At 68.5% G+C, this 15,230-nt stretch carries 15 protein-coding genes; 7 read left to right on the forward strand and 8 right to left on the reverse strand.

The genetic code is table 11. From position 1 onward, the window contains the following. Positions 1 to 43 precede the first annotated feature (43 nt). The 4 genes from ACRARE_RS07160 (at position 44) to ACRARE_RS07175 (ending at position 5,334) form a co-directional block, all read left to right on the forward strand. Positions 44 to 838: a metallophosphoesterase family protein gene (locus tag ACRARE_RS07160; protein ID WP_432655739.1), complete on the forward strand. Its 795-nt coding sequence runs from the start codon at positions 44 to 46 to the stop codon at positions 836 to 838. A 329-nt stretch (positions 839 to 1,167) separates the two neighbouring features. Continuing rightward, positions 1,168 to 2,622 carry a cysteine--tRNA ligase gene (cysS, locus tag ACRARE_RS07165; RefSeq protein ID WP_432655740.1) on the forward strand — a complete coding sequence of 485 codons (1,455 nt, stop codon included), beginning with the start codon at positions 1,168 to 1,170 and terminating at the stop codon, positions 2,620 to 2,622. A gap of 178 nt (positions 2,623 to 2,800) precedes the next feature. After that, on the forward strand, positions 2,801 to 4,429 hold the full coding sequence (gene cimA / locus ACRARE_RS07170; protein WP_432655741.1) for a citramalate synthase: 1,629 nt from the start codon (positions 2,801 to 2,803) through the stop codon (positions 4,427 to 4,429). 107 nt (positions 4,430 to 4,536) lie between these two features. Next, positions 4,537 to 5,334 carry a squalene/phytoene synthase family protein gene (locus ACRARE_RS07175; protein WP_432655742.1) on the forward strand — a complete coding sequence of 266 codons (798 nt, stop codon included), beginning with the start codon at positions 4,537 to 4,539 and terminating at the stop codon, positions 5,332 to 5,334. Between the two features lie 218 nt (positions 5,335 to 5,552). On the opposite strand, the gene cutA is transcribed toward ACRARE_RS07175, so the two are convergent. The 3 genes from cutA to cobA all read right to left on the reverse strand — a co-directional run bounded on the left by cutA (position 5,553) and on the right by cobA (position 8,116). Further along, on the reverse strand, positions 5,553 to 5,864 hold the full coding sequence (gene cutA / locus ACRARE_RS07180) for a divalent-cation tolerance protein CutA (RefSeq protein ID WP_432655743.1): 312 nt from the start codon (positions 5,862 to 5,864) through the stop codon (positions 5,553 to 5,555). A gap of 35 nt (positions 5,865 to 5,899) precedes the next feature. Beyond that, positions 5,900 to 7,138: an MFS transporter gene (locus ACRARE_RS07185; protein WP_432655744.1), complete on the reverse strand. Its 1,239-nt coding sequence runs from the start codon at positions 7,136 to 7,138 to the stop codon at positions 5,900 to 5,902. 126 nt (positions 7,139 to 7,264) lie between these two features. Further along, positions 7,265 to 8,116 carry a uroporphyrinogen-III C-methyltransferase gene (gene cobA, locus ACRARE_RS07190; RefSeq protein ID WP_432655745.1) on the reverse strand — a complete coding sequence of 284 codons (852 nt, stop codon included), beginning with the start codon at positions 8,114 to 8,116 and terminating at the stop codon, positions 7,265 to 7,267. Positions 8,117 to 8,771: 655 nt separating this feature from the next. On the opposite strand from cobA, the gene ACRARE_RS07195 reads away from it, so the two are divergent. Further along, complete coding sequence (locus ACRARE_RS07195) at positions 8,772 to 9,398, forward strand: DNA-3-methyladenine glycosylase family protein (protein ID WP_432655746.1); 627 nt, start codon at positions 8,772 to 8,774, stop codon at positions 9,396 to 9,398. Further along, on the forward strand, positions 9,395 to 10,060 hold the full coding sequence (locus ACRARE_RS07200; protein ID WP_432655747.1) for an alpha/beta hydrolase: 666 nt from the start codon (positions 9,395 to 9,397) through the stop codon (positions 10,058 to 10,060). Before ACRARE_RS07195 ends, ACRARE_RS07200 begins: the two co-directional genes overlap by 4 nt. A gap of 154 nt (positions 10,061 to 10,214) precedes the next feature. Here the strand turns inward: ACRARE_RS07200 and ACRARE_RS07205 are convergent, their stop codons facing one another. Beyond that, positions 10,215 to 10,655, reverse strand: a complete 441-nt coding sequence (locus tag ACRARE_RS07205; RefSeq protein WP_432655748.1) for a VOC family protein — start codon at positions 10,653 to 10,655, stop codon at positions 10,215 to 10,217. 234 nt (positions 10,656 to 10,889) lie between these two features. Between ACRARE_RS07205 and ACRARE_RS07210 the strand changes: the two genes are divergently transcribed. Continuing rightward, a complete protein-coding gene (locus ACRARE_RS07210; RefSeq protein ID WP_432655749.1) occupies positions 10,890 to 11,474 on the forward strand; it encodes an HNH endonuclease in 585 nt (194 codons plus the stop codon). A 190-nt stretch (positions 11,475 to 11,664) separates the two neighbouring features. Here ACRARE_RS07210 and ACRARE_RS07215 read toward each other — a convergent pair whose 3' ends face one another. From ACRARE_RS07215 to ACRARE_RS07230, 4 genes are all read right to left on the reverse strand, one after another. Next, complete coding sequence (locus ACRARE_RS07215; protein WP_432655750.1) at positions 11,665 to 12,171, reverse strand: bactofilin family protein; 507 nt, start codon at positions 12,169 to 12,171, stop codon at positions 11,665 to 11,667. After that, the gene (locus ACRARE_RS07220) at positions 12,161 to 13,486 is read right to left on the reverse strand and encodes a DUF5930 domain-containing protein (RefSeq protein ID WP_432655751.1); all 1,326 of its coding nucleotides are present in this window, start codon (positions 13,484 to 13,486) and stop codon (positions 12,161 to 12,163) included. The genes ACRARE_RS07215 and ACRARE_RS07220 overlap by 11 nt, the downstream gene beginning before the upstream one ends. Before the next feature lie 225 nt (positions 13,487 to 13,711). Next, positions 13,712 to 14,521: a ferritin-like domain-containing protein gene (locus ACRARE_RS07225; protein ID WP_432655752.1), complete on the reverse strand. Its 810-nt coding sequence runs from the start codon at positions 14,519 to 14,521 to the stop codon at positions 13,712 to 13,714. A gap of 175 nt (positions 14,522 to 14,696) precedes the next feature. After that, positions 14,697 to 15,164, reverse strand: a complete 468-nt coding sequence (locus tag ACRARE_RS07230; RefSeq protein WP_432655753.1) for a peroxiredoxin — start codon at positions 15,162 to 15,164, stop codon at positions 14,697 to 14,699. Between the last annotated feature and the right edge of the window lie 66 nt (positions 15,165 to 15,230).

Consider the following 15,230-nt stretch of genomic DNA (forward strand, 5'->3'; position numbering starts at 1 on the left):
AAGGGGCTTGTGTCGAGCGGGGCCGACGGGTCAGGCTGCATCCATGACCGAACCGCCCCTTCCCCTCGCGTCCCGCGCGCCGCTGCCCGACCGTTTCGCGGTGCTGGCCGATATCCACGGCAACAGCGCCGCCCTGCGCGCCGTGCTGGCCGATCTGGAGGCTTTGGGCGATCAGGCCCCCGCGCCTGGGGCCGTGCTGGTGCTGGGCGATCACTTCTCGGGGCCGCTGGACGCGGGCGGCACGGCCGAACTGTTGCTGCCGCTTTCGGCCCAGGCCCTGCGCGGCAATCACGACCGCTATCTGCTGGAAACCCCGCCCGACCACCTGGGCCCCTCGGACTGGGTGGCCCGTGCGGAACTGCCCGCCGCCGCCTTCGACTGGCTGGCGGCGCAGCCCCGGGGTTTGGATTTCGGCGATGTGCAGGCCTGGCACGCCACGCCCCGGGCCGATGACCGCTATTGGACCCATCACGCCACGACGGAGGGCGGCGTGGCCCTGCGCCCGCCCGAGGAGATGGCGGCCCAGGCGGCGGGCACCACCGCCGCGCTGCTGCTCACCGCCCACACCCATCTGCCGGGCCTCTGGGCCCTGCCCACGGGGCAACTGCTGCTGAACCCCGGCTCGGTCGGCTGCCCGGCCTATCGCGATGAGGCCCCCATGCCCCATGTGGTCACGGCGGGCCATCCGCTGGCCAGCTATGCCCTGGTCACGCGGCGCGGCATGGGCTGGGCGGTGGCGCATCGCCATGTGCCCTATGACAGCGCCGAAATGGCCGCCCGCGCGCGGGACCATGGGCGCGAGGACTGGGCGCGGGCGGTGGAACTGGGGTCTCTTTGAGGGCTGCCGGGGAGGGGGGCTTTGCCCCCTGTTCCGCTCCCCCCAGAATATTTGTGGCCCAAAAATAGAAGGGGCGGGGGGCCTCGGCGGCGGGGGCGGTCTGCGATCCCGGGCGGGGCGGGGCATCAACGCCCTTGGCAGCGGCGGCCCGGCGGGCTATGGGAAGGGTATGAAGCATATGATCGCCCTCATTACCGGCTGCATCATTACCTGCTGAGAATTCTCTCGCGGGCCGCTTCCTCGTTTCCTCCTTAGAAATGACCTGATAAGCCGCCCGCGGGCAAACCCTGAACCGGGCCCGAGCCGCTGGCCCTGCCGAGGAGCGAGACATGGTCGAGATCAAGCTGCACAACGGTCGCACGCGTCGCAAGGAGCTGTTCGTTCCGATCGATGCCACGGATGTGCGGGTCTATGTCTGCGGACCCACGGTCTATGACCGGGCGCATCTGGGCAACGCGCGGCCCGTGGTGGTCTTCGACACGCTGTTCCGCCTGCTGCGCCATGTCTACGGGCCCGAGCAGGTGACCTATGTGCGCAACTTCACCGACGTGGATGACAAGATCAACGCCAAGGCCGAGGCCACAGGGCGCAAGATCCGCGATATCACCGATGAGACCATCGCCTGGTATCACGCCGACATGGCGGCGCTTGGCACCCTGCGCCCGACCCATGAGCCGCGCGCGACCGAATACATCGGCCAGATGATCGCCATGATCGAGATGCTGATCGCCAAGGGCCATGCCTATGCCGCCGAGGGCCACGTGCTGTTTTCGGTGGACAGCTACAAGGAATACGGCGCGCTGTCGGGCCGCTCGGTCGAGGACATGATCGCCGGCGCCCGGGTCGAGGTGGCCCCCTACAAGCGCGATCCGATGGATTTCGTGCTGTGGAAACCCTCGGACGAGGGCACCCCCGGTTGGGCCAGCCCCTGGGGGCGCGGGCGCCCGGGCTGGCACATCGAATGCTCGGCCATGAGTTACGAATTGCTGGGCGAGAGTTTCGACATTCACGGCGGGGGCATTGACCTGCAATTCCCGCACCATGAGAACGAGATCGCGCAAAGCTGCTGTGCCCATCCCAAGGGCGAATTCGCCCGTTACTGGCTGCATAACGAGATGTTGCAGGTCGAGGGCAAGAAGATGTCCAAGTCGCTGGGCAACTTCTTTACCGTGCGGGACCTGCTGGACCAGGGCGTGCCGGGCGAGGTGATCCGCATGGTGTTTCTGGGCACGCACTACGGCAAGCCGATGGACTGGACCGAGAAGAAGCGCGGCGAGGCGGAGGCCACATTGCGCAAGTGGCGCGGGCTGGTCACCGGGGTCGAGGCGGGCGAGGTCTCCGAGGCGGTGGTGGCCGCGTTGGCGGATGATCTGAACACCGCCGGGGCGCTGGCCGAGCTGCACAAGTTGGCGGAACAGATCAGGCGAGCGGATGGTGATCTTAGCGGCATTCCACCGGAATTCTTGGGTGGGGTGCGTGGTGCTGACTTAGGTACAATTCAATCTGGTCTGAAGCGCATGTTCTTGGCCTCGGCGCAGTTCCTGGGGCTGTTGACGGAAGAGCTGGGGGGCTGGGCCGAGGCACCGCAGGCGGATCTGTCGGCCTATGCCGAGGCGCTGGCGGCGACGCGCGAGGCGGCCATGGCCTCGAAGGATTTCAGCCAGGTCGACGCGATGAAACAAGCGCTGATTGCCGCCGGGGTCGAGGTGCGCATGTCCAAGGCCGGGGTGGAATTGCTGCCCGGTGCCGATTTCGACGCGGCCAAGCTGGAAGGCCTGCTGTGATGTCCCGCTTCACCACACAGGTCAGGTCCCGGCCGCGGGGGGGGGCGAAAGCCCCCGCCCGGGGGGGCGGACGGGGGCTGACCGGGCCGCTGTGCGACCCGGTCGGGGGCCCAGATTCCAACCTCGCCACCAAAAGACACCCGGGCCCCGCCCGCCATGAGGCCGGAGGAGGGCTTTGATGGAACGTCTCTATCTCTACGACACCACCCTGCGCGACGGGCAGCAGACGCAAGGCGTCCAGTTCTCGACCCCCGAAAAGATCCGCATCGCCAAGATGCTGGACGAGCTGGGGCTGGACTATATCGAGGGCGGCTGGCCCGGGGCCAACCCGACCGACAGCGCCTTTTTCGACGCCGCCCCCGACACCCGCGCCACCATGACCGCCTTCGGCATGACCAAGCGCGCGGGCGTCTCGGCGGAAAACGATGATGTGCTGGCCGCCGTGATGAACGCCCGCACGCCCGCCGTCTGCCTGGTGGGCAAGACCCATGATTTCCACGTCACCACGGCGCTTGGGATCACGCTGGAGGAGAACCTGGAGAACATCTCGCGCTCGGTCGCCCATATGGTGGCCGAGGGGCGCGAGGCGCTGTTCGATGCCGAGCATTTCTTCGACGGCTGGAAGGCCAATCGCGACTATGCGCTGGCCTGTGTTCATGCGGCGCTGGAGGCGGGCGCCCGTTGGGTGGTGCTGTGCGACACCAACGGCGGCACCCTGCCGGTCGAGATCGGCGATATCGTGCGCGATGTCATCGCCTCGGGCGCGGCGGGGGATCGGTTGGGCATCCACACCCACAACGACACCGCCAATGCGGTGGCGGGCAGCCTGGCCGCCGTCGATGCGGGGGTGCGCCAGATCCAGGGCACGCTGAACGGGCTGGGGGAACGCTGTGGCAATGCCAATCTGGTGACGTTGATCCCGACGCTGCTGCTGAAGGAACCCTATGCCTCGACCTACCAGACCGGGGTCAAGCGTGAGGCGCTGGTGAACCTCACGCCGATCTCGCGCCAGCTGGACGACATCCTGAACCGCGTGCCGGTGAAACAGGCGCCCTTCGTCGGCGCCTCGGCCTTTGCCCACAAGGCCGGGCTGCACGCCAGCGCGATCCTGAAAGATCCCTCGACCTATGAACATATCGACCCGGCGGTGGTGGGCAACGAACGCATCATCCCGATGTCCAACCAGGCGGGGCAGTCGAACCTGCGCCGCCGGCTGGAAGAGACGGGGATTTCGGTGGCCAAGGGCGACCCGGCCCTGGCCGAGATGCTGAGCGAGGTGAAGTTGCGCGAGGATCGCGGCTATACCTACGACAGCGCCCAGGCCAGTTTCGAACTGCTGGCGCGGCGGGTGCTGGGGCAGCTGCCCGCCTTCTTCGAGGTCGACCGCTACCGCGTCAGCATAGAACGCCGCCGCAATGCCCGCGGCGAGGTGGTGACCGTCTCGGAGGCGGTGGTGGCCACCATCGTGGACGGGCAGAAGATCCTGTCGGTGTCGGAAAGCCTGGACGAGGCGGGCAATGACCAGGGGCCGGTCAACGCGCTGTGGACGGCGCTGGCCAAGGATCTGGGCAAGTACCAGTGTCAGATCGACGACATGCGGCTGGTCGACTTCAAGGTGCGCATCACGCAAGGGGGCACCGAGGCCGTGACCCGCGTCATCATCGACAGCGAGGATGGCGAGGGCCGCCGCTGGTCCACCGTGGGCGTTTCGGCCAACATAGTGGACGCCAGTTTCGAGGCCCTGGTCGATGCCGTCACCTGGCGGCTGATGCAGGCGCCGCGCGCCCAGGCGCTGGCCGGGGAGTAAGGCCCCGCGCGGGGCGGGGGCTGGGCAGCGGCGCGCTGCTCTGATACCTCCCGCCGCAACGCGGCGCGCGCGCCCCGCGCACCGCCCGCCTGACCGGAGACCGCCCCGTGACCTCTTCCTCCCCCGCCGCCCCCTGGTCCGACGACCTGACCGCCTGTGCCGAACTGGTCGAGCGCGGCGACGCGCCCCGCTTTCGCGCCACCATGGCCGCGCCGGTGGCGGCGCGCCGGGCGCTGTTCCCGCTGTACGCCTTCAACATCGAGGTCAGCCGCGCCCCCTGGGTCACGCAAGAGCCGATGATCGCCGAGATGCGCCTGCAATGGTGGCGGGACGCGCTGGAAGAGATCGGCAAGGGCGAGGGCATCCGCCGCCACGAGGTGGTGACGCCGCTATCGCACAGCCTGACGGCCGAGGGCGCCCAGGCGCTGGACGCGCTGGTCGAGGCGCGCCGCTGGGACATCTGGAAGGAACCCTTCGAGGACGACGCCCATTTCCGCCGTTACCTGGATGCCACTTCGGCGGGGCTCTTGCGCGCAGGGGCAGGGATGCTGGGCGGCGCTTTGCCCGAGGCGGTGGCGGCGGATGCGGGCTTTGCCCTGGGGCTGGCGGCCTGGTTCCGCGCCGTGCCCGCGCTGGAGGAGGCAAAGCGCCTGCCGCTGCCCGATGGGCGCGAAAGCACGGTGCGGGATCTGGCGGACGAGGCCCTGACGCGGCTTGCCACGGCCCGTCGGGCGCGCGGCCAGGTCGATCGCCAGGGGACGCCGCTGCTGTACCTGGCGCCGGAGGCGGCGATGGTGCTGAAACTGGCCCGGGCCGAACCGGCCCGGGTAAAGCTGGGCGCGCTGGATCCGGCGCCGCTGGCGACCCGGCTGGGCCTTCTGCGCGCCAGTTTCGGGCGCTGGTAGGCGCGCGCCGGGGCGCAGAGACGGGTGCGCTGCTTCATCAAATCAGAGCGTTCGGGAGCGAGGCGGCGGGGTGAACCCCGCCCTACATCCCGCGTACCGCCTGTAGGGCGGGGGTTACCCCGCCGTACCGCGCCATTGCCCCCGGCGTGCTGCCGACAACCCGCCGCTGCCGTGCCAAATCCCCGGGGCCTGCCGCTGCACCTGCACCCCTTCCGCGCCTAGTCGCTGGTCTCGGACCGCACCCAGGCCTCGTAGTCCGCATTGGCCTGCACCTCCTGGCGCAGGATCGCGGGCAGTTCGTAGGGGTGCCACTCCAGGATTGCCGCCTCGACCCGGTCGCCCAGCTCGATCCGGGTCTTCACCCGCAGCGCATATTCCTCTTCGGCGCGCACGGCCCCGTCCCAGCGGTACAGGCTGACCACGGTGCGTGAGCGGTTGGCGCAGGCGATCAGCCGCGCCTCCAGCAGATGCGCCGCGATGCGGTCGGCGACACCGCGCGCGGGGCAGAGCGTTTCAATCTCCAGGATCATCTCGTCTTCCTCCTTGCGCGGGCCGCCTCCGGGCCTCAGGCCTCCGCTTCGTCCTTCGGTCGTAGCACCAGCCAGATCAGCGCGCCACCGGCCAGCACCAGAAGCGGCGCCATGGCCAGGTTGACCGCGTTCCACCCGGCCTCTGCCGAGGTGGCCGAACAGTTCATCAGCCCGCCCGAGGCGAAGGAGGCCGCCGTCACGCCGCCAAAGACGATCAGGTCGTTCAGACCCTGCATCCGGCCGCGCTCTTCCTTGGTGTGGCTTTGCGCCAGCATGGTCGTGGCGCCGATGAAGCCGAAGTTCCAGCCCACGCCCAGCAGGATCAGCGCCAGGAAGAAGTTCTCAAGATCCACCCCTTCCAGGGCCACGGCCCCGGCGGTGGCCAGGATGAACAGGCCCGCGCCCATCACCTTTTCCACCCCGAAACGGGCGATCACATGGCCGGTGAAGAAGCTGGGGACATACATGGCCAGCACATGGGCGGTGACCACATCGGCGGCGTTCGAGGTCTCGTATCCGCAGCCCACCACGGCCAGCGGGGTCGAGGTCATCACCAGGTTCATCAGCGCGTAAGAGACCATGGCGCAGATCACCGCCACCAGGATGCGCGGCGTGGTGATCAGCTCCCACCGGCTGCGACCCGGGGCGGGGGCGGCGGTGCCGGGCGCATGGGCCTCGGGGCGCGGGATGTCCAGAAAGCTGAACAGGACGGGACCCAGCAGGTTCAGGCCCATGACCAGCAGGTAGGTGCCCATGAAGGGCACGATCAGCGCGTCATTGGTCAGCTTGCCCAGTTGCGGCCCGATCAGCGCCGCCAGCAGGCCGCCCGCCATGACGTAGGAAATCGCTTTGGGCTGGAACTCGGGACTGGCGGTGTCGGAGGCGGCGAAGCGGAAGAAGCCTTGGGTCGACATGTAGGTGCCGGTCAGCAGCGAGCCCAGCAGGAAGATCATGAAGCTTTGCTGGAAGAGGCCAAAGGCCGCCACCATGGCGCCCGCGGCGCCAAAGACCGTGCCCACAGAGAACCCGAAGCGGCGGCCGCGTTTCTGCATCAGGGCCGACATCGGCGTGGCCGACAGCATCGAGCCCAGCACGATCATCGAGATCGGCATGGTCGCCAGGCAGGGGTTCGGCGCCAGGCTTTGCCCGGCCAGCCCCCCGATGGTGAAGATCATCGGCATCTGCGCACCCAGGATCGCCTGGGCCGCCACCAGCACCAGCACGTTACGGCGGGCGCGGGCATCGTTATCGGGGGTGCTCGTAATATCGGTCATGGGCGAAGCCGTAGCCCGGCTTTGCCCGTGCGGCAAGAGCCAGCATGACGCGGGCCATGCGGGATCGTTCGGTGCGTTGTGCGCGCGCCCCAGTGGGCGCCCTGGCCGCGCCGCCTTGCAGGGGCCTCAGAGGGGCAGGGCCAGGCTTCGCTCCAGACCCAGATCCAGGCCCGTGTCCTCCAGCGCGTGTTGGCCCATGGCCTGCCAGTCCAGTGCCTCGCGCAGGCGCACGTTGGGACCGATGCACAGGATCGCGGGTGGTTGCAGGTCCGAGGCCTCGATCTCGTCGGCCAGCTGTTCCAGCGTGGTTTCCAGCACCTGCTGATCCGGCGTGGTGGCATTGCAGACCACGGCGGCCGGTTCATCGCCCGGGCGGCCTGCGGCCATCAGCTCATTGGCGATGTGGCGGGCGTGTTTCATGCCCATGTAGATCACCAGGACCTGGCTGCCCTCGGCCAGGGCCCGCCAGTTCAGCGAGGCGGTGGCGCCGCCGGTGTGGTCATGGCCGGTGACGAAGGTGACCGACTGGTTGGTGTCGCGATGGGTGACGGGGATGCCGGCATAGGCCAGCCCGCCGATACCGGCGCTGATGCCCGGCACGATGCGGAAATTCACCCCATGGGCCAGCAGCGTCTGCGCCTCTTCCCCGCCACGGCCAAAGACGAAGGGATCGCCCCCCTTCAGCCGCAGCACCCGCTTGCCGGCCTTCGCCAGCTCGACCAGCCGCAGCGAGATGTCCTGCTGCTTGGCCGAGGGCTTGCCGCCGCGCTTGCCCGCATAGACCAACTCGGCCCCCATGGCCCAATCCAGGATCGCCGGGCTGACCAGGGCGTCATAGACCACCACATCGGCCTGACGCAGGGCGTTCAGCGCGTGCAGGGTCAGAAGCCCCGGATCACCGGGGCCCGCGCCGCAAAGCCAGACCCATCCGGGCTGCATCTGGGGCCAGTTCGAGGGGGGGAGCGCGATATCTTTCATGCCCCCAATATACGAAACCGGCCCCGGCCCGGCCTAGGGGGGCGCCGCAATAAGGATCCCGTCGCGCCCGGCGCACGGCCCCCCGAACCGCCGTTCCGCCCCGCGCCCGGCCCCCCAAACAACGTTCCACCCCACGGCCCCGCCCCGGGCCACCATCACCCGTCCCCGACGTGCTCCCGCACCTCCGCCTGCGCCGGATCGGCCCGCGCCGCCGCCCTCGCGCGCTTTCGTCCGGGGCCGATCTCCGGGCCACGCGCCCCGCCAGCCCCATGCAGGGCCGGGTTGCCACATACCGCGCCCCTCCAACGCCCCCGCCAAGGCAGGGGCGCTCCGTTCCGCCACCCTCCCGCGCCCGATCCGGAACGTATCACCCCGTCCGCCCCGCGCCCCCCGCCGGGTCGGATCGCCACGCCCCTCTCTTCTCGTTTGCCAGAAATATCCCGGGGGAGTCGCCCGCAGGGCGGCGGGGGCAGAGCCCCCTTTCCCTTTCATTTGCCGCCCTCCGGCGGCGTGGGCAGAGCCCCCTTTGTCCCTCCACTTGCCGCCCTCCGGCGGCGGGGGCAGCGCCCCCACATCGTCTTCCCTCCGGCGCAACGACCAACCCCTCTTCCCCCCGCGCCATCTCCGCCTATGATCCCCGGAACAAGGGGGGACCATGGCCGAGATCCTGGACAGCGAAGAGGTGCTGGCGCGCGGCGTGGCCTGGCTGGCGGCGCGGGATGCGGGGCTGGCGCGGGTGGTGCGGGCGGGGGGCTTGCCGCCCTTGCGGCGCCGGGCGCCGGGCTTTGCCACGTTGCTTCATGCCATCGCGGGCCAGCAGGTCTCGACCGCCTCGGCGGCGGCGATCTGGGGGCGGCTTGAAGCGGCCGGGCTGACCGCGCCCGCGCCGATTCTGGCCGCGGGAGAGGAGGGACTGCGCGCCTGCGGGCTGTCGCGGCCCAAGATCCGCTATGCCCTGGCGCTGGCCGAGGCGGGGCTGGACTTCGACGCCCTGGCGGATCTTGACGACGCGGCGCTGATCGCGCGGCTGATCGCCCTGCCGGGCATCGGCCGCTGGACCGCCGAGGTCTACGGCACCACCGCCCTGGGCCGCGCCGATCTGCTGCCCGCGGGCGATCTGGCCTTGCAGGAGGCCGCGCGCCTCCTCTACGGATTGTCCGAACGGCCGACCGAGGCCGCGCTGCGCGCCCGGGCCCTGGCCTGGTCGCCCTGGCGCGGCGTCGCGGCACGGCTGCTGTGGCGCCACTATGCGCAGGAAAAGAAACGGGAAGGGGTCATATGACACGGGTTCTGAATGCCGAGCGGCGCGCGCCGCTCTCGGGGGAAACGCGCTCTGCGGTGGTGTTCCTGCATGGCTATGGCGCCAATGGCGCCGATCTGCTGGGCCTGGCCGATCCGCTGTCGGAACATCTGCCCGACACGCTGTTCGTGGCCCCCGATGCGCCGGAAGAGATGGCGATGAACCCCGGCGGATTCCAGTGGTTCCCGATCCCCTGGATGGATGGTTCCTCCGAGGAAGAGGCGGAACGCTCGATGGTGGCCTCGGTCGAGGATCTGAACGCCTTTCTCGACGCGCTGATGGTGGATGAGGATCTGCTGCCCGAGCAGGTCTGCCTCTTCGGCTTCTCGCAAGGGACGATGATGGCCCTGCATGTGGCGCCCCGGCGCGAGGATCCGGTGGCGGGCGTCGTCGGCTTCTCGGGGCGGATCCTGAACCCGGAACTGCTGGCGGACGAGACGGTGTCGCGTATGCCGGTGCTGCTGGTGCATGGCGATCAGGACGACGTGGTGCCGCCGCAATCCCTGCCGCTGGCCGCCGAGGCCCTGCAAGAGGCCAAGTTCCGCGAGGTCTTCGCCCATATCATGGAAGGCACTGCCCATGGCATTGCCCCCGACGGCCTGTCGGTGGCTCTGGCCTTCATGCGGGACAAATGCGGCTTCTGATCGAAAGGGGCCGCGCGGCGGGCTGAGCCCCGCCGCCGCCGCCAAGGATGGATTGCATCCACCCTACGTGGAGGCGGGGGCGGGTCTGGGCGGATCCGCTCTGCTGTGCCCCGTAGGGTGGATGAAATCCACCATCCCGCCCCAACCCGACCCGTCACGCCTCGTCGAACCACAGACGCGGCTCGGCGAACTCCAGCGAATTGCCCGCCGGATCGCGGAAATAGATCGACCGGGCGCCGTTGGGCCAGTGGAAATCGGCCTCGATCGCCACGCCCGCCGCCTCCAGCCGGTCCTTCCAGGCGTGGATCTCGGCGGCAGAGGCGGCAAGGCACAGATGCCCCGCGCCGCGGCTGCCATGGGGCGGCACCGGCAGCTCGGGGTTGCTGCCGCCCGCCGCCGTGGCCAGCGGATCGAACAGCAACAGCACTGTATTCCCCAGGCGAAAGAACACATGCCGCCCCTCGACCCGGGCGATCTCGGGCAGGCCCAGAACCTGGGCATAGAAGGCGGCGGTGGTGGCGAGGTCCTCGGCATAGAGCGCGGTTTCCAGCAGGGCCTCGGGCGGGGCGGGGGGCAGGGGGGTGTCATCCAGCATGGGGCAAAGATAGCGCCGCGCGCGCCGCAGACCAGCGCCGGGCCCGCCACCCTGTGGATAACCGCCGGTGGTTGTCATTTCAGCGTTACGCAGCCCCGGTAGAGCAGAGGCAGGTCACTTGCATATCGTGGGGCTTGCCAGGTTCCGGACGCGATATATAGTTGATCCAAGGCTGGGGCGGGGTTCCCCGCTCTGGCGCTGACGGCAGCAGGCAGGGTGGGAGCACTTGTGCAGATGGACGGAGACTTCAGACGCGAATTCGTGAGAGAGCCAGCCTCTCTGAAACAGCATCCGGCGCTGGTGCTGAACGCGGATTACAGACCCCTGTCTTACTACCCGCTGTCCCTGTGGCCCTGGCAAGAGGCGGTGAAGGCGGCCTGGCTGAACAGGGTCGACATCGTCGCCGAATACGACTGCTGGGTGCGCAGCCCCAGCACCGAGATACGGATCCCCTCGGTCGTCGTCCTCAAAGATTACGTGAAACCTCAGAAGCGCGTGGCCTTCACGCGCTTCAATCTTTTTCTGCGGGATGAATTCTGCTGCCAGTATTGCGGCGCCCGGGGTGATCTGACCTTTGACCATGTGGTGCCGCGCGCCAGCGGGGGTATCACCAGCTGGGAAAACGTGGTGGCCGCCTGTGCGCCCTGCAACCTGCGCAAGGGGTCCAAGTCGCTGCGCCGCGCGGGCATGTCCCTGCGCAAGCCGCCACGCCCGCCCTCGGCGGAAGAGCTGCGCAACATGGGCCGTCGGTTCCCGCCGAACCACCTGCACGACAGCTGGCTGGATTTCCTCTACTGGGATGCCGAGCTGGAGGCCTGAGCGCCGCCCGCTTGGCCCTTGCCATCCGAACGCCCTCATGGCCCGTGCCGCGCCGCTGTCCCTCTCGGGGGCGGCGACGGTTCGGCAGGGCAGGGGGGCTCAGATCGGCGACATCCAGACAGCGAAAAGCCCCGGACGCCAGGCGCCGGGGCTTTTCGATGATCCTGCGGGCGCCTTGTGGCGCCGGACCTCAGGCCTCGGAGGCCGGGGCGGCGGGCTTGCGCGCGGGCGCGGCCTTGCTGCCCGAGGACAAAGGGTCGTCCTGACGCTGCACCGAGCCTTCGAAATGGGCGCCGCTTTCGATCGCGATGGTCTTGTGGATGATGTCGCCTTCGACACGGGCGGTCGAGGTCAGGCGCACCTTCAGGCCGCGCACGCGACCGATGATGCGGCCGTTGATCACCACGTCATCGGCGGTCACTTCGCCGCGGATGGTCGCGCTTTCGCCCACGGTCAGCAGATGCGCGCGGATGTCGCCTTCGACGGTGCCTTCGACCTGGATGTCGCCGGTGGTCTTCAGGTTGCCGGTGATGTGCAGATCCGAGGACAGCACCGATGCCGGCGGCTTGGCCTTGGGCGCAGAGGGTTTGAAGTCCGGGGCGGGCTTGGATTTCGGGGCCATGTCCGTCGGTGCCGCCGGGGCGCTGTTCTCTGCGGTCTTGGGACCGGGTTCGTTGATCTTGCTCTTAGAAAACATCTCTTGCAGCCTTGATATAGGTCATGGGGTTCACGGGTTTGCCACCCACTCGGATTTCATAGTGAAGGTGGGGTCCGGTCACTCGTCCGGATGCTCCCATATCACCGATACGTTCTCCGCGCGAGACTCTTTCGCCCACGCTTACGCCGATGCGCGACATATGGGCATAGCGGGTCTCGATTCCGAAGTCGTGCTTGATCTTCACCAGGCGGCCATAGCCGGTGGACCAGCCCGCATGGGTGACCACACCGTCGGCTGCGGCATAAAGGGGCGTGCCCACGGGGGCGGCCATGTCGGTGCCGTAGTGCTGGCGGATGCCGCCGGTCTTGGGGTCGCGGCGGGTGCCGAAGCCCGAGGAATAGCGGAAGCGGCCATGCACCGGCTGCGCGAAGGGGGCCTTCTCGGCGGCGATACGGTAGAGGTCCAGCTCTTCCAGCTTTTCCAGGATGGCATTGGCGCGCTCGGTATCGGGCGAAGAGATCTCGCCCATGGTCGAGAAGGAAATCGGCGTCAGCGGCCCGCCGCGCCCGGTATAGCCGCGGCGCACCTGCTCGATCAGGGTGTCGGTGTTCATGCCGGCGGCGCGGAACATCTTGTCCAGCGGCTCGACCGAGACGGTCATCGCCTCTTCCAGCTGGCGGAAGATGGCGTCGTTCTGGTCTTCCATCAGGGCGATGCGCTCGGCCATCTCGTCAGCCTGGGCCAGGGCGTCCTGGGCGCCGCGCTCGGTCGCGTCGCGTTCCTCGGCGGTTTCCGCCAGGGCGGTGGTCAGCACGTTCAGCGTATCTTCGGCATAGGCGGGCAGGGCCTCGCGCTCGCCATTCTCCGAGGGCGCTTGCAGCGCGACCAGTTCGGCGCGGACCTCGTCGCGTTCGTCCAGGGTCTTGCGCAGGGTCGACTGGATGACGTCGATGCCGGTTTCCAGCTCGCGGCGGCGCGCCTCGGATTGCAGCAGCTCGGTCTGCATGACCGAGATCCGTTCCAGCGCGGTGTTGAACCGGTCCTGGGCCGCCAGGGCCTCCTGCTCGCGCAGGTCGCGTTCGGCGGCCATCGCGTTCAGGCTTTCGCGGAAAGTCTGCTGGTCGCGCATCGCCTGTTCGCGGTAGTTGCCCGACCCGATGCTGTCCATCAGCAGGATCGCGGTGGCGATGATGGTCCACGACACGATCATCGTCCCGCCCGCGGCGGCGATAATCTGCGTGACCGGCCGCAGCCGGATAAATCTGGTATCCGCGTCAGAGCGGAGGAAAACACGGCGCTCCGGAAAATGCTTTTCCAGAAGTGCTCTGATGCGGATCTCTAGCCTGGTTCTCACGAGGTCCCGTATCCCTCTTTGTCCCATCCCGGACGCCCGTCGCGAGGTCCCCACCTCAGGCGCCTGAACTCAGTTACCCGCGCCTCTGGCTTCGGGCAAGGTGTTTGCTCACAGCCCGTGCGGAACCTGTATGTTTCCGCCGATCTTGGCGGGAAATCGCCGAAAAATGCTCATTTGAGGGGGTGAGGCAGGCAATCCCGCCTGTCCGCGCAGCCTTTTTGCCCCTCAAAGCGTGTCGGCCAGGGGCCAGTAGAAATCCGGCGGCAGGCCCGCCTCGGCGCGTTTTTCCTCGTTGAAGGGGGGCTTCAGGGCGCCGTGGAAATAGTGCCGCACCAGCGCGTGGAACTTCGGTTTCGGGTCCAGCCCGTCGCGGCCGCAGAGGAAGTTGAACCATTTCGAGCCATAGGCCACATGGCCCACTTCCTCGGCATAGATCACCTCCAGCGCGTCGATGACATTTTGCAGCCCGGCCTTGCGGAAGACCTCGATCATGTTCGGCGTCACATCCAGGCCGCGCGCCTCCAGCACCATGGGCACCACGGCCAGGCGTCCGTAGATGTCCTCCACCGTATCCTCGGCGGCGCGCCACATGCCCGCATGGGCGGGCAGGGCGCCGTAATAGCTGTCCAGGCTTTCCAGGCAGTCGCAGATCAGGTTGAAATGCTTCGATTCCTCATCGGCCGATTTCACCCAGTCATCGTAGAAGCCGATGGGAAAGGGCACATGGGTAAAGCGCGCCACCATGTCCCAATGCAGGTCGACGGCGTTCAGCTCGATATGGGCCACGGCGTGCAGGATGGCGATGCGCCCCTGGGGGCTGCCGGGGCGGCGGCGCGGCACCTCGCGCGGGTCCAGCAGCTCGGGCCTTTCGGGCCGTGCCGGGCGCAGCGGCGGCCTGGCCTGCCCGATGGGGATCTCTTCGCCCGCTTCGCGCGCGGCAAACCAGGTGGCGGCGTGGCGGTGCGACAGCGCGGTCTTTTCGCGCCCGTCGGCGGTGGTCAGCACCTCGACCGCCATTTCTGCGAGTGTCTTCATCTCACCTGTCTCCACTGGTTTGCCTCTCCAGGCGCGCGGCCCGCAGCCGGGCCCCGCGTCCTTGTTATTCGACGGCTGGAAATACTCCGGGGGTGCGGGGGCTGGCCCCCGCCAGAAGCCGTGTGCGGGGGCTGGCCCCCGCTGAAAGTCCTACGCGGGGGGGCAGTCTCGGCGCCTACAGTGCCTTGGCCGCCGCCAGCACCTCTTCGGCGTGGCCCGCCACCTTCACCTTGGGCCAGACCCGCACGATCTTGCCCGCACCGTCGATCAGCACCGTTGTGCGTTCGATGCCCATGAAGGTCTTGCCGTACATCTTCTTTTCCTTCCAGACGCCGTAGGCCTCGCAGACCTCGCCCTCGGCATCGGACAGAAGCTCGGTCGCCAGCTCATGCTTGGCCTGGAACTTCTCGTGCTTGGCCACCGTGTCCTTGCTGAGGCCCAGAACCTTGACGCCCGCGGCCGCGAACTGATCCGCCAGGGTGGTGAAATCCTTGTTCTCGGTGGTGCAGCCCGGCGTGTCGTCCTTGGGATAGAAGAACAGCACCACCGGCGCGGGGCGCAGCTCCGACAGGGTCACCTCGCCGCCCCCGGCGCGGGGCAGGGTGAAATCCGGCGCGTTCTTGCCGTCCAGTTCACTTGTCATCACATGGCCTTTCTTGTCCTGTGGTCCTGGCTTCCCTATTACCCGGCGCCAGAGCAGAATGGAACG

Origin of the sequence: Pseudooceanicola aquaeponti (assembly GCF_050897975.1) — a bacterium.
Taxonomy (GTDB): domain Bacteria; phylum Pseudomonadota; class Alphaproteobacteria; order Rhodobacterales; family Rhodobacteraceae; genus Pseudooceanicola.

Bases quoted from the DNA above. Each gene is read 5' to 3' on its own strand.
- cimA (WP_432655741.1), top strand. From the start codon at position 2,801: ATGGAACGTCTCTATCTCTACGACACCACCCTGCGCGACGGGCAGCAG.
- ACRARE_RS07230 (WP_432655753.1), bottom strand. From the start codon at position 15,164: ATGACAAGTGAACTGGACGGCAAGAACGCGCCGGATTTCACCCTGCCC.
- ACRARE_RS07160 (WP_432655739.1), top strand. From the start codon at position 44: ATGACCGAACCGCCCCTTCCCCTCGCGTCCCGCGCGCCGCTGCCCGAC.
- cysS (WP_432655740.1), top strand. From the start codon at position 1,168: ATGGTCGAGATCAAGCTGCACAACGGTCGCACGCGTCGCAAGGAGCTG.
- ACRARE_RS07195 (WP_432655746.1), top strand. From the start codon at position 8,772: ATGGCCGAGATCCTGGACAGCGAAGAGGTGCTGGCGCGCGGCGTGGCC.
- ACRARE_RS07210 (WP_432655749.1), top strand. From the start codon at position 10,890: ATGGACGGAGACTTCAGACGCGAATTCGTGAGAGAGCCAGCCTCTCTG.
- ACRARE_RS07205 (WP_432655748.1), bottom strand. From the start codon at position 10,655: ATGCTGGATGACACCCCCCTGCCCCCCGCCCCGCCCGAGGCCCTGCTG.
- ACRARE_RS07200 (WP_432655747.1), top strand. From the start codon at position 9,395: ATGACACGGGTTCTGAATGCCGAGCGGCGCGCGCCGCTCTCGGGGGAA.
- cobA (WP_432655745.1), bottom strand. From the start codon at position 8,116: ATGAAAGATATCGCGCTCCCCCCCTCGAACTGGCCCCAGATGCAGCCC.
- ACRARE_RS07215 (WP_432655750.1), bottom strand. From the start codon at position 12,171: ATGTTTTCTAAGAGCAAGATCAACGAACCCGGTCCCAAGACCGCAGAG.
- cutA (WP_432655743.1), bottom strand. From the start codon at position 5,864: ATGATCCTGGAGATTGAAACGCTCTGCCCCGCGCGCGGTGTCGCCGAC.
- ACRARE_RS07225 (WP_432655752.1), bottom strand. From the start codon at position 14,521: ATGAAGACACTCGCAGAAATGGCGGTCGAGGTGCTGACCACCGCCGAC.
- ACRARE_RS07185 (WP_432655744.1), bottom strand. From the start codon at position 7,138: ATGACCGATATTACGAGCACCCCCGATAACGATGCCCGCGCCCGCCGT.